This is a genomic window from Thioclava nitratireducens (assembly GCF_001940525.2).
GTDB classification, from domain to species: domain Bacteria; phylum Pseudomonadota; class Alphaproteobacteria; order Rhodobacterales; family Rhodobacteraceae; genus Thioclava; species Thioclava nitratireducens.
In genome coordinates, this window is the sequence record NZ_CP019437.1 from 940,465 (window position 1) to 962,795 (window position 22,331).

The 22,331-nt window shown below is 54.6% G+C and carries 21 protein-coding genes and 1 pseudogene; 10 read left to right on the forward strand and 12 right to left on the reverse strand.

Features of this window, described 5'->3' with window-relative positions; genetic code table 11:
• Positions 1 to 22 precede the first annotated feature (22 nt).
• The 11 genes and pseudogenes from BMG03_RS20645 to BMG03_RS04765 all read right to left on the reverse strand — a co-directional run bounded on the left by BMG03_RS20645 (position 23) and on the right by BMG03_RS04765 (position 10,755).
• On the reverse strand, positions 23 to 1,084 hold the full coding sequence (locus BMG03_RS20645) for a hypothetical protein (RefSeq protein WP_157771552.1): 1,062 nt from the start codon (positions 1,082 to 1,084) through the stop codon (positions 23 to 25).
• Between the two features lie 892 nt (positions 1,085 to 1,976).
• Positions 1,977 to 2,630, reverse strand: coding sequence for an acyltransferase (locus BMG03_RS21305; protein ID WP_425275162.1), 654 nt, complete (start codon positions 2,628 to 2,630; stop codon positions 1,977 to 1,979).
• Positions 2,602 to 3,873 (reverse strand): lipopolysaccharide biosynthesis protein, encoded by a 1,272-nt coding sequence (locus BMG03_RS04725; protein ID WP_075777442.1) that lies wholly within the window; start codon positions 3,871 to 3,873, stop codon positions 2,602 to 2,604. The genes BMG03_RS21305 and BMG03_RS04725 overlap by 29 nt, the downstream gene beginning before the upstream one ends.
• Before the next feature lie 318 nt (positions 3,874 to 4,191).
• Positions 4,192 to 5,283, reverse strand: coding sequence for a DegT/DnrJ/EryC1/StrS family aminotransferase (locus tag BMG03_RS04730; RefSeq protein WP_075777441.1), 1,092 nt, complete (start codon positions 5,281 to 5,283; stop codon positions 4,192 to 4,194).
• On the reverse strand, positions 5,280 to 5,870 hold the full coding sequence (locus BMG03_RS04735; protein ID WP_075777440.1) for an acyltransferase: 591 nt from the start codon (positions 5,868 to 5,870) through the stop codon (positions 5,280 to 5,282). Before BMG03_RS04735 ends, BMG03_RS04730 begins: the two co-directional genes overlap by 4 nt.
• Before the next feature lie 2 nt (positions 5,871 to 5,872).
• Positions 5,873 to 6,811, reverse strand: a complete 939-nt coding sequence (locus BMG03_RS04740) for a Gfo/Idh/MocA family protein (protein WP_075777439.1) — start codon at positions 6,809 to 6,811, stop codon at positions 5,873 to 5,875.
• Between the two features lie 4 nt (positions 6,812 to 6,815).
• Positions 6,816 to 8,144 carry a nucleotide sugar dehydrogenase gene (locus tag BMG03_RS04745; RefSeq protein ID WP_075777438.1) on the reverse strand — a complete coding sequence of 443 codons (1,329 nt, stop codon included), beginning with the start codon at positions 8,142 to 8,144 and terminating at the stop codon, positions 6,816 to 6,818.
• A gap of 116 nt (positions 8,145 to 8,260) precedes the next feature.
• Positions 8,261 to 8,461: pseudogene (locus BMG03_RS04750) on the reverse strand (UDP-glucose 6-dehydrogenase); the annotation flags it as partial.
• A gap of 21 nt (positions 8,462 to 8,482) precedes the next feature.
• Positions 8,483 to 8,827, reverse strand: a complete 345-nt coding sequence (locus BMG03_RS04755; protein ID WP_075777436.1) for a MarR family EPS-associated transcriptional regulator — start codon at positions 8,825 to 8,827, stop codon at positions 8,483 to 8,485.
• A 294-nt stretch (positions 8,828 to 9,121) separates the two neighbouring features.
• Entirely contained in the window at positions 9,122 to 9,877 is a 756-nt protein-coding gene (locus tag BMG03_RS04760) for a glycosyltransferase family 2 protein (protein WP_075777435.1), read from the reverse strand.
• A gap of 95 nt (positions 9,878 to 9,972) precedes the next feature.
• Positions 9,973 to 10,755, reverse strand: coding sequence for a YdcF family protein (locus BMG03_RS04765; protein WP_075777434.1), 783 nt, complete (start codon positions 10,753 to 10,755; stop codon positions 9,973 to 9,975).
• 238 nt (positions 10,756 to 10,993) lie between these two features.
• Between BMG03_RS04765 and BMG03_RS04770 the strand changes: the two genes are divergently transcribed.
• A complete protein-coding gene (locus BMG03_RS04770; RefSeq protein WP_077701116.1) occupies positions 10,994 to 12,508 on the forward strand; it encodes a plasmid recombination protein in 1,515 nt (504 codons plus the stop codon).
• Positions 12,509 to 12,694: 186 nt separating this feature from the next.
• On the opposite strand, the gene BMG03_RS04775 is transcribed toward BMG03_RS04770, so the two are convergent.
• The gene (locus BMG03_RS04775) at positions 12,695 to 13,594 is read right to left on the reverse strand and encodes a LysR family transcriptional regulator (RefSeq protein ID WP_075777432.1); all 900 of its coding nucleotides are present in this window, start codon (positions 13,592 to 13,594) and stop codon (positions 12,695 to 12,697) included.
• A gap of 148 nt (positions 13,595 to 13,742) precedes the next feature.
• Between BMG03_RS04775 and BMG03_RS04780 the strand changes: the two genes are divergently transcribed.
• From BMG03_RS04780 to BMG03_RS04815, 9 genes are all read left to right on the forward strand, one after another.
• On the forward strand, positions 13,743 to 14,510 hold the full coding sequence (locus tag BMG03_RS04780; protein WP_075777431.1) for an ABC transporter ATP-binding protein: 768 nt from the start codon (positions 13,743 to 13,745) through the stop codon (positions 14,508 to 14,510).
• Entirely contained in the window at positions 14,510 to 15,211 is a 702-nt protein-coding gene (locus BMG03_RS04785) for an ABC transporter ATP-binding protein (protein ID WP_075777430.1), read from the forward strand. The genes BMG03_RS04780 and BMG03_RS04785 overlap by 1 nt, the downstream gene beginning before the upstream one ends.
• 55 nt (positions 15,212 to 15,266) lie before the next feature.
• Complete coding sequence (locus BMG03_RS04790) at positions 15,267 to 16,487, forward strand: ABC transporter substrate-binding protein (protein WP_075777429.1); 1,221 nt, start codon at positions 15,267 to 15,269, stop codon at positions 16,485 to 16,487.
• A gap of 96 nt (positions 16,488 to 16,583) precedes the next feature.
• Complete coding sequence (locus BMG03_RS04795) at positions 16,584 to 17,471, forward strand: branched-chain amino acid ABC transporter permease (protein ID WP_244270993.1); 888 nt, start codon at positions 16,584 to 16,586, stop codon at positions 17,469 to 17,471.
• Positions 17,471 to 17,692 carry a hypothetical protein gene (locus BMG03_RS20985; RefSeq protein ID WP_244270994.1) on the forward strand — a complete coding sequence of 74 codons (222 nt, stop codon included), beginning with the start codon at positions 17,471 to 17,473 and terminating at the stop codon, positions 17,690 to 17,692. Before BMG03_RS04795 ends, BMG03_RS20985 begins: the two co-directional genes overlap by 1 nt.
• 2 nt (positions 17,693 to 17,694) lie before the next feature.
• Entirely contained in the window at positions 17,695 to 18,429 is a 735-nt protein-coding gene (locus BMG03_RS04800) for a branched-chain amino acid ABC transporter permease (RefSeq protein WP_244271023.1), read from the forward strand.
• On the forward strand, positions 18,426 to 19,562 hold the full coding sequence (locus BMG03_RS04805) for an acyl-CoA dehydrogenase family protein (RefSeq protein WP_075777426.1): 1,137 nt from the start codon (positions 18,426 to 18,428) through the stop codon (positions 19,560 to 19,562). Before BMG03_RS04800 ends, BMG03_RS04805 begins: the two co-directional genes overlap by 4 nt.
• Before the next feature lie 17 nt (positions 19,563 to 19,579).
• Positions 19,580 to 20,602 (forward strand): zinc-dependent alcohol dehydrogenase family protein, encoded by a 1,023-nt coding sequence (locus BMG03_RS04810; RefSeq protein WP_075777425.1) that lies wholly within the window; start codon positions 19,580 to 19,582, stop codon positions 20,600 to 20,602.
• Positions 20,599 to 22,152 carry an AMP-binding protein gene (locus BMG03_RS04815; RefSeq protein WP_088728253.1) on the forward strand — a complete coding sequence of 518 codons (1,554 nt, stop codon included), beginning with the start codon at positions 20,599 to 20,601 and terminating at the stop codon, positions 22,150 to 22,152. Before BMG03_RS04810 ends, BMG03_RS04815 begins: the two co-directional genes overlap by 4 nt.
• The last annotated feature ends 179 nt before the right edge of the window (positions 22,153 to 22,331 follow it).

Below are 22,331 nucleotides of genomic sequence, written 5' to 3' on the forward strand. Positions count from 1 at the left end.
TTGAATACTCCTAGCGGCATCATCAGTCGGTAATCGATAATTTATGGATTCGATCACAGCACCTAGCAATGAATTTTCCTTCTTCGAACTCAGTCAGGTCAATATTCAATGGTTTAGATCTCTTTAAAATTAAATCAAGATCAGCTTTCTCTGCACTTGTTGGCAACAAAACTGCTCCCATCTGAATCAATTCTTCTCGTTTCGTTGAAATCAAGTATGGAAGCTCTGCTTCTACGGCTGATAGAACCTTTGCTGTTATACCAGCAAATTCCATAATTCCAAAGTCGTCATGCGCCAAGTCGAAGAAAAAGTTGCTATTTTTCATAAATGCCAAAACTCTGGCTAGATTTTGATAGCCTTCAAAAAAAACATTATTCGGGCAGGAAGCACATCTGTAGTTTCCGAAAACAACAAAGGCATACTTTTTGTTTGCGGATGCGAGTTTGCAGAGATAACTAAGATCAAGGTTAATTTTCCCGAAAAAGACTCCAATTCCTTCATATGAGCGATTGAATTGAGAAGCTTTCCGGTTGGCCCATGGCTGTTCGTCTCTGATCAAATTTTGTTCTAGCCGCTTCATTGGGTTTCTAAGAGTTACGGACTTGTCGCCGTAACGTTCTTCGAATTCAGCTTGAATGATGACATTCGGGCACCAAATTTCGTCCGCCGCTAGCAGTAATCTTTGCTCCGCTCGGATGAGATGTTTGTTTGATGTTTTTAGGTAAAGAGGGTCGGAAGCTCTATAGATTATTTTTTTTGGTCGAGTTTTTTTGACGATCGATTTATATGAGGCGACAATGAACGGATCCGAGTCGATGATTATCGTATAGTTTTTTTGATCCTCCGCTGGAAGTGTGCGCGTAGCGCGAAGTACTGTCAGCGGAAATCTAGAATGAATGCGCATCGGAAATAGTGGGAACAATGCATAGTCAAAACTATTCTCGTCCTCGTCTGGCGTTAGACGCCACCATCGAAATATTTTTGCAAGCTCGACGCCTTCATTTTTCTTCGCATTTGCGAAGGTCGCTAGGCCGTTTTCGAGATGCTGAGCGCGAGAATATGGTGAAAAAACGATCGTTCTCATGTCTTTTTTCTCATGCGTTTAGATGGCCCTTAAGTGCGCAGGAAAATGGCGATTGCTCAGGCTCCAAGAGTTCACTTCATGTCGCAACAACGAAATCGGTCAATTCTGATGCGTAAGAGCGATGGTTTTCGTGACGCGTGGATCGGAATTTCCGATGGGAGCAGAAATTACCTGAACTTAGGCAGTAGTTTGAGAGCACCTAGGCGGCTGGTTTCATATGCAGATAGTTGAGCGAGCGACAGGTTTCGACGGGCAAACAAGGCAAAGAACTGGACGCCTTGCACATCGAATTAAAGTCGCTGTGCAGTTGTCATCTGCGCGGAGGGAAATAGCCGATGTCGACCCAGACCAATTGTCATGCACAGTGACGTTGAGCTTACTAGGACGTAGGAACTCCGCTCTCGGGATTAACACAAAAATGAGCCTTCATCTCAGGATACCAGATTTGGCTCGTCATTCTGGGTGAATTGGCAGGGTTTTCAGGGGCTTTACTTGTTTTTCGTGGGATTCGATTCATGCTCAGTGTCGCTTCCGTGAAGGTGTCCGAACGCAGGGTAGTGCTTCTGAGTGAAAAATGTATGTTCCGCTCGAGGTAGACCTCTGCTGAGACCCCAGCCGGTGCAGCAGATAGCCGAGACCGAGTGTCGTCGCCTCGTCCGGCACGCGGTTGTTACCCAAATCGATCTCAGCTGGCGGACGCATAGTCGGCCTCCATCGTTTTCGAAATTTCTTGTTTGGCTTCATCCGCTTCTTCATCGCGTCATGCAGATCGAGTGAGGAGAGTTTGGTCCTTTAAGCTAACTTGCAACCAATAAGGTTTTTCTGGTCTTTCGTTTGCTCCGTTGGGCTCTGTTGACGTTGCTATCAAAGTTCCCTTGTTGACCAAACTTTCTTAATCCGCTTGCCTTTGGAGATTAGTCATCTCGCTACCAAGGTTACGAATCTTCTTGGCAGGGTTTCCGGCCAAAACGCAATTTCCCTCTGGGACTGCTTTAGTCACGATGGCTCCTGCGGCTACTATCGTCCTAGGTCCGAGGGTCACTCCAGGCAGGATAATTGCGTTCATGCCAATCCAGCTGTCTGCGCCAATTCTCACGTCTTTTGCGCAGAGGTGTTCGTCTAGGGAACTGGGGTCATGATTTGCAGTAATTATTCCCACGTTTGGCCCAATAAAGCACCCTTTTCCGAGGTATATTTGCCCGGCAAAATTCTGAAAATAGGTTCCGGGGGATTGGAGGTTGTTAAGATCGTCCGGATGGAAGTGAATGTTCCGCGGATTTGAGACATGAGTGCGGAAGCCAGTAGGGAAAGGGAGGGGGGCGGCTAACCTAAGAATGTTTCTCGTCCAAACCGCATTCGCTGCCCAAAAATACCCGATAAGTTGCTCGTCAAAATATCGTCCCGAAAGGAATCGACGATCAAAAAAGGCAGAAAAGAAAAGCTTTAAGATGGATCGATTGCTAATTACAATTCGCTTTAAGATTTTTCTTAGACGTAGCCACATCGGGGAGTTCCGTTTAGTTTTTGTTATTCTTGCGTGAAGCATGAATAACAACTGTGCAAGTTATCGCGTAAAAAATTGCTGAGGCGACTGCAAGGGATTCTGGCGCAGGGTAGTCGAACTTGAGTGCAGCGAGGACAAAAAGACTTCTAAGTATTAGCCCGAAAGTTGTGAGCAACAACATTGCCCGTTGCCAGCCGACAGCGAGAATGACGATAGACACCGGTGATGCGACCAACTGAAGAGTTATCCATGGGACCATCCAAAGTATAATTTCGCCAGATCTGATCCATTCAGAGCCGAATACTATTTCAAAGGTATAGGGAGCGATAAGTCCAAATATGAAAAGCGGTATTCCCCCAAAGACTAGCAGCCTTCGCATGATGGAAACGGTTAAAAAATTTAGATTTCCGGCTCTTCGCTCTTCAACCAATCTGGATGAATAGACCTGCGAGATGGATTGACCAATTAAGGCCATGGGTATGGTCAGTATCTGCATGGCTAGTGCGAGGTGGCCGCCTTCTGTTCCTCCTCGGATTGCAATAATGAAAACGGGAAGTTGTAAGCTTGCTGAATTTAATAAGGATTCTGGCATTGAAAAAAGTGGGTACCGAAGGTGCGACTTGCAAGTTTTGACGACCCTATTGGCTGATAGCGCAAGAAATTGCTTTCGATCTTTCCGGGCGGCAGCAATTGCGAGACCAATGCCTCCTGCTCCAATATTAAAGATGCTTCCGAGGAGTAAGCCAATAGGGGTCAAACCAACTGCTCCGAGAGAAAGAGTTACACCCGATCCGATTGTTGCCTGCCAAACGCGAGCTTTTGCGATACTTGCAAATCGCCGCTTAGCAGTTGCCCAAGATTGCAGGATTGAAAATGTTCCTACTAAGAAAACAGAGAGAGGGACCAATACGAGATATTTTTCAAAATCTTGATTATTTAGCGCTGATGCTATGGCACTTGAAAAAATTTGTGTAACCAGGAGTGTTATCGCAGTGAAGATTATCACAGAAAACAAGGCGAGTATTGCAAGACTTGCGGCGTCTTTTTGTCTTCTTGCGAGCGGAATCGCGACTTCGAACCGTAAGCAAGCGGCAACACCAAGTGGCGATACCAAAGCAAGAAATGCGGCTAGGACAGAGAAATCTTCAGGTGTGTACAGCCTTGCGGTGAGAGGCAGCGCAGCAAATGCGATAACCCGTCCGAGTGCCGTTCCAAATGAGAGCTTTACAGCGTCTCTGGCGAACGTACCAAGAGTATAGCGGGCTCTGATATTAATGTAGCGCATTGTGAAGTAAACCACGCCTATTTTGCGTATCTTTTTTAGAAAGTCGTTAATTAATTTTGACCAGAGAAGGCGGTGAAATGACTAGGTCAGGCTCGCATGAGGCGAGTTTCCTTTCTTTTGGCCATAAATAAACCTAGTTGCGGAGCGAAACGAGCATTCGAGGTCGTGTGGAGCATTGTCAGGTAGACAAGGCCGTGCGCAAGTCATGTGATGAATGGGGGTAAGCGTATTTGGTCAGGGATCGGGCTGTTTTTTGAAGTAGTAAGCCGCCTGGATTAGCCGCAAAAATCTGCATGGCCCCGCCGTCGGATACGTGCTTCACCGACGGATAACATCCCTGAGGGTCGCTACGACTAGGTTGATCTCCTCGTTAGGCATGTAGGGATGCATCGGCAGGCTCACGACCTGACTTGCAGCTTCATTCCCATTTGGCAGTCTCGCCTTCATGTCGCCAACGGCCGGTTGGCGATTGAGTGGTATTGGATAGTGAACGGCGGTTGGAATTCCCGCATTGCGCATTTCGCGTTGTACCTCATCTCGATTTTCGACGCGGATGGTGTACTGGGCCCACGCGCTAGAATTGTGCTTGGCTACAGTTGGTGATGCCAAACCGATCATGCCGAGCGCGGTGGAGTAACGATCCGCCACGTGTTGTCGTGCTTCTAACTCATCGTCAAGAATATCGAGTTTTGGCAACAGGATCGCCGCTTGTAGCGTATCCAACCGCGAATTGATCCCAACGCGAACGTGATGGTATCTCTTATCTTGGCCGTGCCGGGCAATTTGGCGGATATTCTTGGCCAGTTCTGGATCCGAGGTGAACAGCGCGCCGCCGTCGCCATAGCAGCCCAGCGGTTTAGAAGGGAAAAAGCTGGTACACGCTATCGTCGTGAGATTACAGGATTTGCGCCCCTTGTAGGAGGCGCCGAAGCTTTGTGCAGCATCTTCGATTACGGGAATGCCGTGACTTGCGGCGATGGCATTGATCGCGTCGAAATCAGCAGGTTGACCATAGAGAGAGACCGGAATGATTGCCTTGGTGCTGGGAGTGATCGCAGCTTCGAGCAATGCGGGATCAAGGTTATAGCTAACCGGATCTATATCGACATATACCACTTTCGCACCAAGGACTGCGGCTGCTTCTGCGGTGGCGATATAGCTGAACCCCGGGGTGATTACCTCATCTCCCGCGCCCACGCCGAGCGCCATCAGCGCTATTTGCAGCGCGTCGGTGCCGTTGCCCACGGTGACGCAATAGGCCGCGCCAGTGTAGGTGGCCAGCTTTTCTTCCAACTCGGTCACTTCCGGGCCAAGGATATACTGACCATGCGCTAGAACCCCCGCGATGCCAGCTTCGATCTCCGCGCGAAGACGGTCTTGCTGAGCGGCCAGGTCAATGAAAGGGATCATGATGTGGAAGCCTCTTTGCGGGTCAACTGAGACCCGGACAGGGTATAGACATCGCCGGTGTGCGGACATGCGACGCTGGCTTTGCCGGTCAGCGGCAGGTCGAGCCGCTCTCCATAGGCGCTCATCCAACCGCGCTGGCGACCGGGGACGCCGACGATCAGCGCGTAATCCGGCACGTCCTTGTTCACTACGGCGCCCGCACCGACAAAAGCATAGGCGCCGATAGTCACGCCACAGATGATGGTGCAATTCGCGCCCAGCGTTGCGCCGCGCTTGACCTGCGTGTCGCGGTATTGATCCTTGCGCTCTATCAGGCCGCGCGGGTTGTACACGTTAGTGAACACCATGGAAGGGCCGCAAAACACACCCTCTTCCAAGGTCACGTTATCGTAGACCGATACGTTGTTCTGCACCTTGCAACGGTCGCCAATCACGACCTTGTTGCCGACGAAGACGTTCTGACCAAGCGAGACGCCCGCTCCGATGCGAGCACCGCCGCAGATGTGGACAAAGTGCCAGATCCGGCTGTTCTCGCCGATCTGGGCCCCGTCGTCGACGATAGCACTGGGGTGCTGATAGTGGGTCATGTCTATACCTTTACGAATGGGTGGGTCAGGTCACCACTCGGCGCAATCGGCGCGTTGCGGATGGTCGCGACGGTTTCAATGGCCGCGCGGTTTTCCTCGACGCCAAAGCCGCCACCCGACAGGATGTCTTCGTAGATCTTGGTATGAAGTTCGGTAAACCCATCCGAGAATTCCAGGTTCTCGCCGTCGGCGACGACCGCGCGGTAAGTGCGCTTGCCCTTGGCGCGTTCCTCTACCGGAACATCGTTGACATCGAGCGACAGGAACCAGCGTACACGGGCGCGTTCGTATTCTAGGTAGCCTGCCGCCTTCGTGGGAGTGTTCAGGTGGACAATATTTTCGCGCACCGCGCCGTAGACGAAATGCAGCATGTCGTAGAAGTGGACACCAATGTTGGTAGCGATGCCGCCGGATTTCTCGGTCAGGCCCTTCCAGCTTTTCAGGTACCAGTTCCCACGCGAGGTAATGTAGGTCAGGTCGACATCGACCTTCTCACCAGCCGGCATCTGGGCTACGCGGTCACGCAAGGCTAGGATGGCGGGGTGCAGACGTAGTTGCAGGATCGTATGAATCTTGCGGCCAGTGTCGGTCTCGATGGCCTTCAATTCGTCTATTTGTTCAGGATGCAGCACCAGCGGCTTCTCGCATATCGCGTCCGAGCCTGTCCGCAGTGCCCATTGCATATGGGCCGAGTGCAGGAAGTTGGGCGAGGCGATGGAGACATAGTCCAACCCGCGACCGGCTCGGCGTTCGGCGCTTACATGGGCGTCGAGCAGCTCGAAGTCGGTAAAGAACTGCGCTTCGGGGAAATGGCTGTCAATGATCCCGACCGAGTCATTCAAGTCCATTGCCGCGACCAGCTCGTTTCCAGTGTCGCGGATCGCTTTCATGTGCCGCGGCGCGATATATCCAGCAGCGCCAATTAGGGCAAAATTCTTCATTATATCAGGCCTTTACAATATTTTTCATCGGGGATCGATAGACCCCGCGGCTGTCGATGATGACCTGCGCGTTGTCGCGGATCATGTTGTAGTCGAATTGCGCGTGGTCAGTGGTCAGGACCACCGCGTCAAAGCTTTCGATCGTCTCTGGAGTCAGAGTGACCGATGACAGATCGAATGTGTGCTCGCGCATCTTCGGAAAAACAGGAACATGCGGGTCCGAATAAGCAATCTCGGCACCGGCGGCGCGCAGCAGTTCCATCACCTCGACAGAGGGGCTTTCTCGCATGTCATCGACGTTCTTTTTGTAAGCGATGCCCAAAACCAAAATCTTGCTGCCCATTAGCGATTTTCTGCGCTCGTTCAGCGCTTTCGCGACTTTGCCTACGACGTACTCGGGCATCGCACGATTGATCTCTCCTGAAAGCTCGATGAAGCGCGTATGCAGGCCATATTCCCGTGCCTTCCAAGTGAGGTAGAACGGATCAATTGGGATGCAGTGCCCGCCTAAACCTGGTCCGGGGTAGTAAGCGGTGAACCCAAACGGTTTGGTAGCTGCAGCATCAATCACCTCGAAAATGTCGATGCCCATACGGTCGGCGACGATCTTCATTTCGTTTACTAAGCCAATGTTCACAGCACGATGGATATTTTCGAGCAGCTTGGTCATTTCAGCTGCTTTGGTCGAAGTCATCGGCACAATGTGGTCGATGGCTTGGCCATAGAGTGCTTTGCCGACTTGGAGGCAGGGCGCGGTGTGTCCGCCCACTACCTTTGGAATGGTGTTAGTGGTGAAATCTGCATTGCCTGGATCTTCGCGCTCTGGCGAATAGACAAGGAAGAGTTCCTCACCTACTCGTAACCCACCCGATGTTAGACGGGGCAATAGCTCTTCTTCAGTAGTCCCGGGATAAGTGGTGCTTTCAAGGGATATTACCTGTCCAGCTCGCAGGTAGGGCACAATCGCATCGACGGTGCCAACTACGTAGCTGAGATCCGGCTCGCGATGTTTGTTTAGCGGCGTCGGCACGCACAGGATCAAAGCATCGGCTTCCGCCGCGCGGCTGAAGTCTGTGCTTGCCGTCATACCAGCGGCGTTTGCTGAGGCGATATCTGCATCTTTTATATGTTCGATATGCGAATGCCCTGCGTTCAGTTGGGCAACTTTTTCGGCATCAATATCGAACCCGATTACTTCGTAACCTAGTTGCGCATAGCGCAAGGCCAATGGTTGGCCCACATATCCCATACCAAGAATGCCAATAGTTGCATTTCGATTTACTAGCTTTGCGATCAACCGTTCTGCAATTGTATTGTTGGATATCGTGGACATTTTTAACCTTTCAGGAGTTCAGAGCCTCGTTTAGAGCTCATCGGGGCGCTGATTTGTGATGAATTTTGGACCGCTCACCGCAGTTGAATATCGAGGCCGATCGCGCTTTTGAAATTCGTAGAGCTCAGGCGCCCGCCTTCCACGTTGTTCACCATCAATTCGTCGAGCCCCGGCTCGTAGATCGGCACGCGGCCGCCCTCGAGCACTTCGATCTTCGCGGGGTTCTTGTCGACGCAAACGACCTCATGGTCGAAATCCGAGAAACACACCCCCGAAACAAGGCCAACATAGCCCGTGCCGATCATCGCGATTTTCATGAAAAGCTTCTATCCAATGGTTTATTCATTCTGGTTTAAATCAGACTTGAGTGCGGCAATCTCCGCCTTCAGCGCCTCAAACTCCGCCATCTTCCGCGCCAAGAACCGCTGCGTAATCGCCGCCTTCTCCGTGACGCCTTTCGGCGTCAGCAGGTAGGCGTAACGTCTCTTGTCTTCAGCCGCCTTAAAGTTCCCGAGCTTCACGAAGCCTTTCTCGACGAGCGCCTTGAGCAAGTAGTTCGCACTTCCCGTGCTAACGCCGACCGCGTCTGCCAGCTCGCGCTGCGACATTTCCGGGTTTTCTTCGAGAAGGCGCAAAACTCGAAAGCGGATATCCTCCTGGACCTTGCTGCGCTGGCCTGCCATCAGAAGCTCGCATTCTGGCAGGCTACCGCATCAGCGCTGACTCGGGTCAGCCTGAGGGGAAGGGCGTTCAGAGCTTTGGGTCGAAAATCCGACATCGTTCAAAGTTGAGCGGTAACAGATCGCTGCACCCGCTAAAAGGCTGTTTATGCAAATCCAGTCATTCGGCAAGGGAAGTCACGGGCGTGTGATGCCACTTTCTCTCAAGGCCGGAGCCTTTCTGCCTGTAAGAGATGCGAAGATGAGCAGGAAGGCGCGCGGAGCCTGAGGCGATTTCTGGGCATAGCCCGCTGCGCGTCAGTTCTTCTGCCGCTCCACGAACTGCCCGAGCTTGGAGAAGTTCTTGCTCGGAATCGTCATCACGCCGCCGACCTTATTGCGCCGGATCGCGTGCCAGTCCTCGCCCATCTTCTCACGGATCCGGGCGAGATTGCGATTGCTCACACCGCCCAGGCGCATCTTGTAAAGCACTTCGGGAATATAGACCGAGCGACCGGTCGCTTGCGAGAAATAGCGCAGGATGAAGTCGTAATCGGCCGCGATCCGGAAGCTCGTGTCGAAGGCGCCGAGGCGTTCATAGACCGAGCGCCTGAGATAGAGGGTGGGGTGGGCCGGCATCCAGCCGCGCTTGAGTTTCGCCGCGCTATAGGGACCTGTCGCCCAGTGTCGGACGACCTTTCTTGTGTCCGCTTGCGAGACATAATCGAGATTGGAGAAGACCGCCTCGACCTGCGGGTCCTCAAACGCGGCAGCGACCCGGGAAAGCACGTCTTCATGAGCGAGGAAGTCGTCGCTGTGAACGAACCCCACCACATCACCGGACGCCTTCGCCACGCCCTTGTTGAGCGCATCATAGATCCCCTTGTCGGGCTCGCTGACGAGGGTCATCCGGTCATGGGCGGCGCGTTCGATCGCGGCGAGCGAGCCGTCCTTCGATTTCCCCTCAATGATAAGGTGCTCAAGATCGGGATGGGTTTGCCGTCCGACGCTCTCGATAGCCTCGCCGACTGTGGCTTCAGAGTTGTAGACGGCGGTGACGACGGTGATCTTCATGAAAATGGTGGCCCGGGAAAAATCTGTTCGACCCTCCGATAGGCGCTCCCTGCGGAGGATGAAACCAGTCGTGCTTTCGTTGCCTCGCAGACAAGCTATCTCCCGCTCGCGGCGTAAGCCGCGATGCCAACCCATTCCTTGAGCGCGCGATCCAGCGTCTCAAGATGGCCCGCGAGATCCCAGCCGATGCCATCGAGAAACCCGTCCGCGCGATAATCGACAGGGTAGGGGACTACCTCCTCCCATCCGGCGCGCTCAAAGCTCGCCATCGCGCGTCTCATGTGGAAGGCGCTCGAGACGAGCACCCATGTCTCACCCGGCTTGGGCTGCGCGAGGTCGTGGCTGAAGCGTGCGTTCTCACTGGTGTTGCGTGAGCGGCTCTCGAGAAGAAGCCGCGTTTGCGGGAAACCTGTCTCGCGAAAGGCGGCGGCCATGACGTCGGCGCCGGGCATGCTTTCTCGGGCAAGGTCGCGCAAAGCGCCGCTGCCGCCAGAGAGCAGGATCCTGGCATCCGGAAAGCGATGCGCCAGAGCGAGCCCCGCGGTGACGCGTTCGGCGGCGGCGTTGAGCTGGACTTGATGGTGGCGGGCCGTGCCCGCGCCATCCTCCGCGCCGCCCAGGATGATGATCCCGTCGACGTGAGAAAGTCGTGGGTTGGTCGGATAGGTGCGCTCCAACGGGGCGATCAGGAGATCGCCGAGAGGAAAGATGCCCAGAGCGAGGAGGCCTGCCAGCGCTAGGGAAAGCATTCCGCGCGCTGCGTGAATGCGCCCCCTCACGAGCGCAAGGAGAGCGCCTGCGAGCAAAAGCGCTTCCCAGGTTTCTGCGCGCAGGAAGAGGGCTACGAGCTTGGAGGCGATGAAGACGAGCGTATCCATGGAGCTCTTGTCGGTGCTTCCGTGCTGGTCTGCAATCGCGCAGTTTCAAAATCGTCCGGCCAACGAACTAACGCGCGTAACTCTCTTTGCAAGCGGTTCGTTTCCCAAAGAGAGTAGTGTGAAATGCGCCTCTCCGGAAAAGTTATCCCTAGTAGGTCAGCCACTCCAAACTCTCTCCGATGCGGAGCCTGGAATTTTCTGACCGGAATTTTCAGGTCGGCGAGGGACACTGGGTCCCATGAAAGATCTTGCAAACTCTCCCGCCGATCTGGCGCGCTCCAATCCTCGGGCCGCGTCGACCCATATACAAACCTGCACCCTCTCGAAGGCGAAGAGTCAGCGCATGCATGACTGTCGGTTAGGGCGCATCCCCGCCTATGTCGACCAGACGAAACTGCGCGACAACCGCGTGCTGATCCGGTTGCGTCCGCTTACACAGGTGCGCGCCGAGAATGCGCGGCTTCGCGAACAGGCCGGTCGGCAGCGCAAGATGAAATCGAACGCGGCCGTGGTCATGATGGGAGTGATCACCTTCGGCGTGCTTGCCGCACGAGATTTCATGAAGCTTTCGCCGAAACGGCAGAACAGGGCATTTAGAAAGCTCGCCCGGAGCCTCGCCAAGAAATTCGCCACAAAGGTGGAGTCACTGGTCGTTCATCTCGATGAAACGACGATCCACGCGCATTTCATGCTGCGCGCCTACGACCATTCCGGCCACCCGCTCAGCGACAATATCAAGCGCGATGCCACCGCCTCGATCCAGGATCTCACGCACCGCGTGCTCGTGCGCTTCTGTCCCAAAATCGAACGGGGACATCGCAAGCTCGATCGCCTTGCCGCAGGAGCGAATTATGTCGAGACACTACATCGGAGTGTCCGGGCTCTCCACCAAGACCTGCCGCGGGAGATCGAAGAGCGGGAAGCAGAACTCGCGGCGTTGGAGGTTGCCAAAACAGAGTTGCTGGCCTCGATCGATGAGGGGCGCAAAAAACTCGATCGTCTGAGCGAGGAGCAACGCACCGAGCGGATTGCCTTGGCGTCACATAAAACGGAAATGGAGGCCCGCGCGCGGGATCTCGATGCGCGGGATGCGGATGTTCGGGCGCAAGAGGACAAACAGCAAAAGCGCGAAGATGGGCTTGACCGGCGGGAGGCGAGTATCGACAAAGACAAAGCAGATCTTGCCAGGGAGCGACGGACGCAACTTCTAGCCGCAGACCAACTTGTCAAGCGAGAGGAGGCGGTCAAGGCGGCGCGCACCGAGGCCGAAAAGATCCGGATCACTTACCAAGCTGCACTTGCGGCGATGGAAGACGCTCTTGCGGAAATTTCAGATGGAACCCTTCGACGCGACCCTGCCACAGGCAAACTCGTGATGAGGGACGCATCTCTTCTACGGGCGCTCCCGGAGGAGCTGCGCGTGGGGCTCTTGTGCCCCATGCGTGGGTTCGTGGATATCCGGTCTCGGGTAAATCAACGATCCAGGGAGCTTGATCGCAGAGACCGGGCGTTCGAGGAAAAGCTGGCCGCCGTTGGCGAGGTCATAACTGCGCTGGCCGAAGGCCGTGCTGAAATCTCGGATGGCGACATCGTGATGGAGGATATGCCTGCCTCGCTCAAGGCGCTCGGTGAGACTGCGGAGGACCGGATGATCCAGGCTATTCTCGATCTCATCGTGCGGGCTGGAGAGGTCGGGGTTGGTGCGCTGCAGCCGGCGCGCGATTACGAGATTGATGGGCCGGGGATGGGGTGATCTCGGCAGTGGGAAGGGGCAGCTGGCTTGAAAAGTCTCGCGATAGAGGTCTGGGGAGTAGAACATGTTGCTCTGCTAAAGTTTTTTGATCGCCGGCGTCGCAGTTTCCGGGGGGGGCAATCCACAGAGAAGCAGAGCATGGCGGAGAGTGACGATATCTCGAAAGCCTTGGGCAACCTTACGCGGTTAGTCATCGCCCCAAGGCTGATCGTTCCGGCAGCGATCGATCAGCCAGTTTTTGAAACGTTCGGCAGAGGGTGACAGAACTGCTCCTTTGGGCACTGCCATATGGTAGGAGAAGGAACTTTTGAAGCTTCTCCCGAGCGGATTGACCAATGCGCCTGAAACAAGCTCCATCTCGATCATGCGTTTGGAAAATAAAGAGACCCCGACCCCGTTGATCGTTGCATTCAATTGAAAGTGGCGGTCCTCAAGCATCATGTGCTTTTGGTCTGAGCCGATTTCGATCAAGTTGTTCTTGAGGACCTCCGACCACATCCGCTTGTCATCGACGTGTAGCAGGACACAGCGACGTAGACTGGCAAGGTCGATGATAGGGTTGGATTGGAGATAGCCGGGACTGCACACGACAACCAATTCTTCCTGCCAAAGACGAGTGACGTCAAAGTTTTCCCAGTCCCCGCGTCCCCATTGAATGCCGATATCGGCAAAGCTAGCCGCACGCTCGTGCCGCACGTAGTCATTGTTGTGATTTAAGAACGATATTTGCAGATCTGGATGCGCTTGCCACATCCCTTCAAGACGCGACGACAGCCAACGACTTGCAAACATCGGGAGGACGGCAACGCGGACCATTTCCGTCCGGTAGAGAATTTTGCTGAGCCCTGTTTCGATCAAGCTCAATGCTTGATCAGCATAGTTCGCCAGAATCTCGCCTTCATCGGTGAGGACCAGCCCACCGCCGTTGCGTTCGAACAACGTCTTGCCCGTCTGGGTTTCCAATTTCCTGATATGATAGCTTACTGTGCTCTGGCTGGTATTCAGAAAATTGGCAGCGTGCGTAATGTTCGAGAGCCGCGCCACGGTTTCAAACACTTGAATTGAATTGAGATTCTTAACCCTCACAGTGCTTATCCTGTGTCGATGATGTCGTTCATTTCACTTAGGGTATCGAAAAAATAGATGACGCGTAAGATTCTTTCTATTTTCCCGAACATCTCCGCGGCGGTTACAACCTGAGCACGTCATCACGTTGACGACAGGGAGGGGAGACATGGAAGGCATCGCGCTACGGGTGAGGAACTTGCACAAGTCCTTTGGAGGCGTGCATGCCATTCGGGATTTGTCCTTTGATGTTGCCCCGGGTCAGGTGGTCGGACTGATCGGTCCTAACGGCTCTGGAAAGTCGACGACAGTAAACTCACTCGCCGGTTTGTTCTTGGCGACCTCCGGTGAAATCATCCTGGACGGTGTTCCGATTCAGACTTTGCCGGAACACAGCCGGGTTGCGCTGGGTCTGGCCAGAACATTTCAAACAGCCAGCGTTTTTCCGGAATTCACGGTTCGGCAACAGGTGCGCCTTGCCAGCATTGTGACGCTCAAATCGAACCCGCTGGCTTCCATCTTCAAGTTGTCCGTCGGTCATGGCGATGATGCCGAAACAGAAGCCCGGATCGATGAAATTCTGCGCCTGACAGACCTTTATCAAATCGCAGACAAGTTGGTCTCGACGATTTCTTCCGGAGAGCAGAGATTCCTGATGATTGCGACCGCTCTCGCGGCCAATCCCAAAGTCGTGCTTCTGGACGAACCCGCAGCCGGATTGATTTCGCATGAGCGCAAAACGCTGAGCGAGATGATCAAGAAAATCCGTCGTCGGGGCGTGGCGGTGCTCGTAATCGAGCATCACATGGCGCTCATCATGGATGTCTGTGACCGGATCGTAGTTCTGAATTTCGGTTCGAAGATCGCGGAGGGCACTCCGGACGAAATCCGTAATAATCCAGCCGTCATCGACGCCTATCTCGGGGAGGCCATTTGATGCTCAACGTGCGCGGGCTCAAGGCCAGCTATGGTGCGATCGAAGTCATTCACGGGATCGATCTTGAGGTGAACCAAGGTGAATGTGTTGCGCTTATCGGTGCAAACGGGGCTGGAAAAACTTCGACTCTTCGCGCGATCTGTGGGCTGATCAAACCGACTGCCGGACAAATCACTTTCGAGGGCACCGATGTTACCGGCAAGAATGGCCACGACATCGTTCGTGCCGGCATCACGATGTGTCCGGAGGGACGACAAGTCTTTCCGGAGATGAGCGTCGTCCAGAACCTTCGCTTGGGTGCATATGTCCGTAAGGACTCCGAGCAAGAAAAAGACATCGAAGAGATGATGGATATGTTTCCGATCCTGCGTCAACGAGCTGAGCAGGACGCCGGGACACTATCGGGTGGGGAGCAGGAAATGCTCGCCATCGCGAGAGCCCTAATGTCGAGGCCGAAGCTTTGCATCTTCGACGAGCCGTCCTTGGGGCTAGCACCGAAAATCGTCGCCGAGGTGGGGCAGACGATCGATCGTATTAAGAAAATGGGCAAGACGATTCTTCTGGTGGAGCAGAATTCGCTTTTGGCGCTGCGACTTGCCGATAGAGCCTACCTTTTTGAAGCGGGAGAGATCGTTCTGGAGGGAACGGGAGAAGAGCTTCAATCGCATCCGGAGGTAGCGCGGGCCTATCTAGGCCACTGATCAGACGCGCCCACCAGCGCGCGAGATCCGGTATTTCACTCAGGGAGGAAGAGAGATGAAATTAGGCACACTGCTTAAGACGACTGCGGTGGTCATAACGACCCTTGCCGCGACTAGCTTGCCAGGTTCTGCAGAAGAAAAGACACTCGATATAGGTGTGAGCGACGCCCTGACTGGCGGCGCCGCAGTTTACGGACTGCCGCAGAAGAACGCTGTCCAAATGGCGGCTGACGAGATCAACGCCGAAGGAGGCGTGAAGGTCGGCGAAGACAATTACATGCTGAATGTCATTGCCTATGACGACAAGGCAAACCCGACTGAAGCTACCAACGCCGTGCGTAAGTTGATCGACCGCGACGGGGTGAAATACATTTTAGGGTTCTGCTGCTCGGGCTCGACGGCCGCCGTGGCTTCCTTCATCGGCAATGAAGACGCGGTTATGCTCGTGGGGAATGCTGCTGAGCGTTCGATCACGACCCTCGGGCTTTCCAACCTGACCCGCACCCGTCCTCCCGCCGACTATACTGGCGCGGCGGCTGGTAAGTTTGTGGCAGATAAGGGGTTCAAACGCGTCGCCGTCTTGGGCGCCTTGGATGTCAGCTTCTATGCCAGTTACGTTGATGCTTTCGAGAAATCGCTGAAAGCGGGCGGCGGTGAAGTTATCACGCGCGAGTCATTCTCTTTGAAGGATCGCGACATGACCCCGCAATTGACTAAAATTCGCGGAATGAACCCGGATGCGTTGCTCGTCGTGGGATATGTCGAACCGGCTGCGTTTATCTATCGTCAGGCGGTCGAGCTGGGCATCGATGTGCCTAGGTTCGGCTTCACAAGCGGCAGCGAAGAGCAGTTCCTGAGTGTTGCCAGCGACGAGCAAATGGAAGGCGTATGGGACCTTCGTCCGACCGAGCTAACGCTGCTTTCGACGACTGATAACGGCATTGCTTATCACAAGAATTACTCTGAGAAATTCGGCGCGGCGCCGTCGCCGAGTTCGCCGTATGCCTATGATCAGGTTTATGCGCTGAAGCACGCATTGGAAAAAGCCGGGACGGTCGACGACACCGAAGCTGTCGCGGAGGCGCTGCGCGAACTGCCGATCCCCGACGAGGCAGTGATGCAGTATTTGCCGGTCGACGGAAGGCTTTTTGACGCGAATGGCCAAGCTTATACCTCGAACGGCGCCTTCCAATGGCAAAAGGGGAACTGGGTATTCGTTCAGGATCTACCCTCTGATCCCAAAGCCTATTCCGAGTTCCTCAGCTCGCTTCACTGATCCTGATTGCAGCGCCGTCAACCTCGGCTTGATGGCGCTGCTCCACTGACCCCGCTCTGTCTGCTGGCGTGTATGCGTGCCTGCGGTAGTGGTCTCATGAGCCGGTTCTGGGAAAGCAACGGAAACATGATTGAGATAATTCAACAGATCATAAACGGGCTCGCGATCGGCGGCGTCTACGTTTTGATCGCTCTGGGCCTAACGATGGTGTTCGGCATCCTCGGAATCGCCCATTTTGCCCACGGCTCGGTTTCGATGTTTGGAGGCTATCTGACGTTTTTCCTCTCGAGCTCCCTAGGCTTGCCTCTCGCGCTGGCGATTTTGATCGCCCTGATAGTGGGCATCGTTCTCGGGATCGCGATCGAGCTCTTGGCCTATCGTCCAGTGCGCAACGCGAACCATATAAATGCCTTCATCGTTGCCTTGGGGCTGACGATGATGGTTGAGGGGATAAATCTCCAATTCTTCGGAGCCGATCAGGTCATCATCCAGACCAATTTTGATCGTGTTTTCGAAATTGGTGGCGTCACGGTTCCTGAATTGCGGCTTTATGTAATTCTGGCGGCGATTGCGCTTATCGGAGCGATGACCGTTTTCGTCGAAAAAACGAAGACTGGGCAAGCAATCCGCGCAGTCGCCCAGAACCGGGATGCCGCGATCTTGATGGGGATCAACGTCAATACGATCCCGCTCATAGTTTTCGCAATCTCCACAATGCTCGGCGTTTGCGCAGGCGTGATGGTCGGCTCACTGTTCGCAATCGCGCCAGGCGTCGGCGAGGGGCTAGTGATCAAGGGCTTCGCCGTTCTCATCCTTGGCGGCCTGGGATCCATCCCTGGCGCTGTGGTGGGTGGCCTTGTGCTGGGCGTGACCGAAGCGCTGGCAGCAGGCTTCATATCCTCCGCCTATAAAGACGTCATCGCTTTCGCTGTGATGATAATCGTCCTTTTGGTGCGCCCGCAGGGCTTGTTGGGGAAAGCGTGATGAAGGTCGTAGCAAGAACTGTTTTTTACGCCGCCGCGTTGGTCGGGCTCATTGCGATGCCGCACCTGATTTCCGTTAAATACTATCTGCACCTGAGTATTCTGGCCCTAGTCTGGGTGATCTCTGCGCAGGGGCAAAACCTGATACAGGGTTACACCGGTTATGTCTCTATTGTGCAGGCTGGATTTATGGGATCGGTGCTTACAGTTCCGCGCTCCTAGGAATTCACTTCGGACTTCCGGTCTGGCTGACGATCGTTGCAGCTCCTTTGATCACCGCGCTTTTCGCTCTCGCGACGGGCTACCCAAGTCTCAGAGTCAAAGGGCACTATTTCGCGATCGTCACGCTCGCATTCAATATGGTGATTTTCATTGTGTTGATGAACTACACGTCGTTGACCCATGGCGAAGCTGGCATTCCCGGGATTCCGAAGCCTGGTAGCAAAGGCGGCCTCTTCAACTTCCGCGATCGCGAAACCTACTATTACTTCATGGTCATCTGCGCGGTCGGCATGACCGGCCTCGCCGCTCTTATTGCACGCTCTCGCGTAGGCCAAATCTTGGTCGCCATCCGGCAAAATGAACCCATGGTCACGGCTATCGGCATTCCGGCTTGGAAATACAAACTTTTCGCCTTTGTAACTTCGGCGATGTTCGCAGGGTTCGCAGGCGCACTTTACGCTCATTATCAGAGCTTCATTAATCCCGATGTATTCGGTGTCGCTCAGTCGCTCGATGCGATTTTGGCCGTGATCATGGGAGGTTCTGGAACGATTGCTGGACCCGCCATTGGCGCATTCATCGTCGTTTTCCTGCCCGAGGTTCTGCGGTTCGCCGACAGCTTCCGATTAATCCTTTACGGCCTGATCCTGGTGCTGGCGACGATCTTCATGCCGCGCGGAATCGTGGGTCTCTCCAGTGATCTTTTCGATAGGCTTACGCGCCGGGTGCAGAAATGACCGGCGCTGAGCTAGAAGATTATCTGTCTCGGATTCGTTCCTTCGCTCGCGAAAGGGTCACCCCTGCTGCTGCGGGGTGGGCCCAAGGGCGCGTTGTTTCCATGGACATGTTCCGCAAAGCGTCGGAGCTTGGCCTGACCGGGTTAGAAGTGACCGTAAAGCTCGGCGGATCCGGACTCGGCTACGCCATGAAGGCCAAAGTATGCGAGACCTTAGCCGCTGCAGATTTCGGCTTCGCGATGTCGCTCGTGAATACTCACAACGTTGCCCTGAAACTTTCGCAGTGCGCGAGCGATGCCGTGCAGAAACGATATATTCCCGGGCTCCTCAACGGCGAGTTATCGGGCTGCACCGCGCTCACGGAACATAGCTCGGGCTCCGATTTCGGTGCGATCTCGATGCGCGCTGTGCGGTCCGAAGGCGGTTGGACGCTAAACGGTGAAAAAATCTGGATAACCAACGCCCGTCATGCGTCGGTGGCGATCGTCTATGCGCAATGTGGCGACATCGGAGCGCGTGACGGGATCGCGGCGTTTGTCGTTGATCTGAATGCCGAGGGAAGTGTTCGAAGATCCAGAGACGCGGGCTTTTCTCTAACAAGTGCTGGCATCGGCGATTTCAGCTTATCCGATGTTTTTGTGCCAGACGATCATCTCCTTCTCGCTCCGGGCACAGCATTCAAATCTATCCTGACCGAGATCAATGGTGCCCGCACCTACGTGGCCGCGATGTGCTGCGGGATGTTGGATGCCGCCCTAGATGAGGCATCTTCCTATGGGCAGGCGCGCAGAAGCTTCGGTAAGTCTTTGGCCGAGCACCAAGGCTGGCGGTTCGCACTGGCTCAGGCTGAAGTAGATTTAGCAGCCTCCTGCGCACTCGTAACGGCGGCTATTGCCCAAATCGAAGGCGGTTCGGATGCGCAACTATTGTCGGCACAAGCAAAAATCCACGCGGTGCAGACATGTCAGCGGCATCTTGCGACTGCGCTGCACGCCATGGGCGCGGAAGGTCTTCGGCAAGAGCACTGCGTAACGCGGCACATCGGCGCGGCACAGATCGCGGCGCTCGTAGATGGGACGACAGAGATGCTGTTGGAGCGCGTGGCAAAGCTTGCCCGACCAGCGTCTCAGTAAAAAAAGGAACGACTTCTATGCAAGTATTTCAGATCGAAGGCGACTGGGGGTTTGAAAACCTCAAGCTAAGCACACGCCCGGAACCGGTCGCGGGCAGAGGGCAGGTCCTCGTGGCGATGCGCATGGCCGCGCTCAACGCCCGTGATCTTATCGTTCCAGCACGCGGTTATGGACGCGCGACGGGTGAGTTGCCGCTAATTCCAGTTTCCGATGGAGTTGGGGAGGTTGTTGCGACCGGCGAAGGGGTGACGCGTGTTGCTGTAGGTGACCGGGTTTGTCCCACGTATTTTCAGAACTGGGTGAGTGGCGAACCCAGTTCCACGCGCTTCTCTTCGGCGCTTGGGGGGCCGCTTGATGGTGTCATGACAGAGTTGATGTGCCTTGATCAGAACGGGGTCGTTAAAGTTCCAAGCTACTTATCTGACGCCGAAGCGGCGACTTTGCCGTGCGCAGCCCTCACGGCGTGGAGCGCGATTGCTACTTACGGTCAAACGCGCGCCGGCGAGCAGGTGTTGATCCAAGGGACGGGTGGGGTGGCATTGTTTGCACTAGCTTTCGCCAAGCTGCATGGGGCGCATGTCACGGTGATTTCTTCAAGCGACGAAAAACTTGAAACGGTTCGCGCTATGGGGGCAGACGCCACTATCAACTACCGTGAGATACCCGATTGGGCGCGCGCCAGTCGTGAAATTACGAGAGAGAATGGAGGCTTCGACAAGATCATTGAACTGGGTGGCGAGGCGACTTTTCCACTTTCACTACGTGCCATCCGACCGGGTGGAACGATATCGATGATCGGAGTGCTTTCAGGTCTCAAGCTTGAGGCGTCGCTTGGGCCGATCGTGGCACGTCAAATCCGTTTGCAGGGAGTTACCGTCGGACATCGAGATGGCTTCGAAGCCATGCTCAGAGCTATGTCGCAGCACGAGGTGAAACCCGTTTTAGGAGATCGTTTCGCGTTCAAAGATCTGAAGGCCGCGATGGCGCATCTGCGCGAAGGTGACAGTCTCGGAAAAACTCTGATCGAGTTCGGAAAATGAACACGCAAGGCAACATCTTTCACCCCCGTTTCTTTGCAGAACGGGAACCTGAACGTCTTGCCTACGTGATGTGCGATACGGGAGAAGCGGTCACATTCGCCCAGTTGGAGGCACGCGCAAATCAGGGCGCAAATCTTTTTCGGGAGCGAGGGCTTAAAACTGGCGATCACATTGTGATTGTCATGGAAAATAGGCGTGAATTCATGGAGTTGTGCTTCGCAGCTGATCGCGCCGGATTGTATTATACAACCGCCAGTACTCACCTAACTGTCGACGAGATCACCTACATAATTACGGATTGCGGCGCAAAACTGGTCGTCACTTCAGAGAAGTTTCCCGAGCTTGTTGAGCGGTTGGAATCCGCGCTTTCTTCTGACATCGAACTCTATTCGGTCGGCGCTCAAAAGGATGCTCTTGACTGGCAAGAAGCGGTAGCGCGGCAGCCGGTAACTCCGGTTTCGGACGAGTGCCAAGGGCTTGATATGCTCTATTCCTCCGGGACAACCGGGCGTCCGAAAGGCATCAAATGGCCCTTGGTTGTTCAAGATCCCGGCGGACACACGATGCTTCTGGATCTGCTGACGTCACTTTTCGGATACGACGCGCATACGCGCTATTTGTGTCCTGCGCCCCTCTATCACGCCGCGCCGTTGCGCCACACGATGGTAACAATCAAAATGGGCGGAACTTGCTATATCATGGGCAAGTTCGATGCGGAGAGGGCGCTGAGGATCATTGAACGCGAGCAGATCACCCATAGCCAATGGGTGCCGACAATGTTCGTGCGGATGCTCAAGTTGGAACGTGAGGTGCGTGATCGTTACGATATTTCTTCGATGGTCATGGCGGTGCATGCGGCAGCCCCATGCCCTGCCAGTGTCAAACATGAGATGATCAAATGGTGGGGGCCAATAGTTCACGAATATTACGCCGGAACCGAAAACAACGGCTTCACCGCCATCACCACCTCAGAATGGCTCGAGCACGAAGGGTCAGTCGGGCAGGCGAAACTCGGTATCCTTCATATCTGCGACGAGCAGGGCGAAGAAGTTCCAGTTGGCACGGAGGGCGAAATCTTTTTCGAGAATGGGCACCAATTCGAATATCACAATGATCCAGTTAAGACCGCAGCCAGCAAGAATGCCCGAGGCTGGACCAGTCTGGGTGATATCGGTCGTGTGGATGAAGAAGGATACTTATATCTGACTGATCGCAAGTCCTTCGTGATCATCTCCGGCGGCGTCAATATTTACCCACAAGAGACGGAAAATGTATTGCTCGATCACCCGGCTGTTCTGGATGTTGCCGTGATCGGGGTTCCCAATGAAGACTTTGGTGAAGAGGTGAAGGCCGTCGTTCAGCTGACTTCTGGAGAGACCCCCTCGGCGGCGCTTTGCAAGACGCTGATGGAATATTGTTCTGCGCGGCTTTCTCCGGTGAAATGCCCTCGAAGTATTGATTTCCGGGCTGAATTGCCGAGAACTGCCACTGGGAAGTTGTTCAAGCGGAAGTTGCGTGATGAGTATTGGCCCGAAGCGACCAAAGCGTGAGGCGACAAGTGTTTAACCAAATCGGGGAGTGCTCGGTTCGGGACATCCAGAGACATTTCGATTCTTTACATTTCAATAGCTTGAGAGTGGTCCAGCGTGCTCAATCAACAGCATGCGATTTCGCGACGCAAGAACCTATAGGCCGTGAAGATGCCTGGTCGCATGTAGGAACGGGCAAG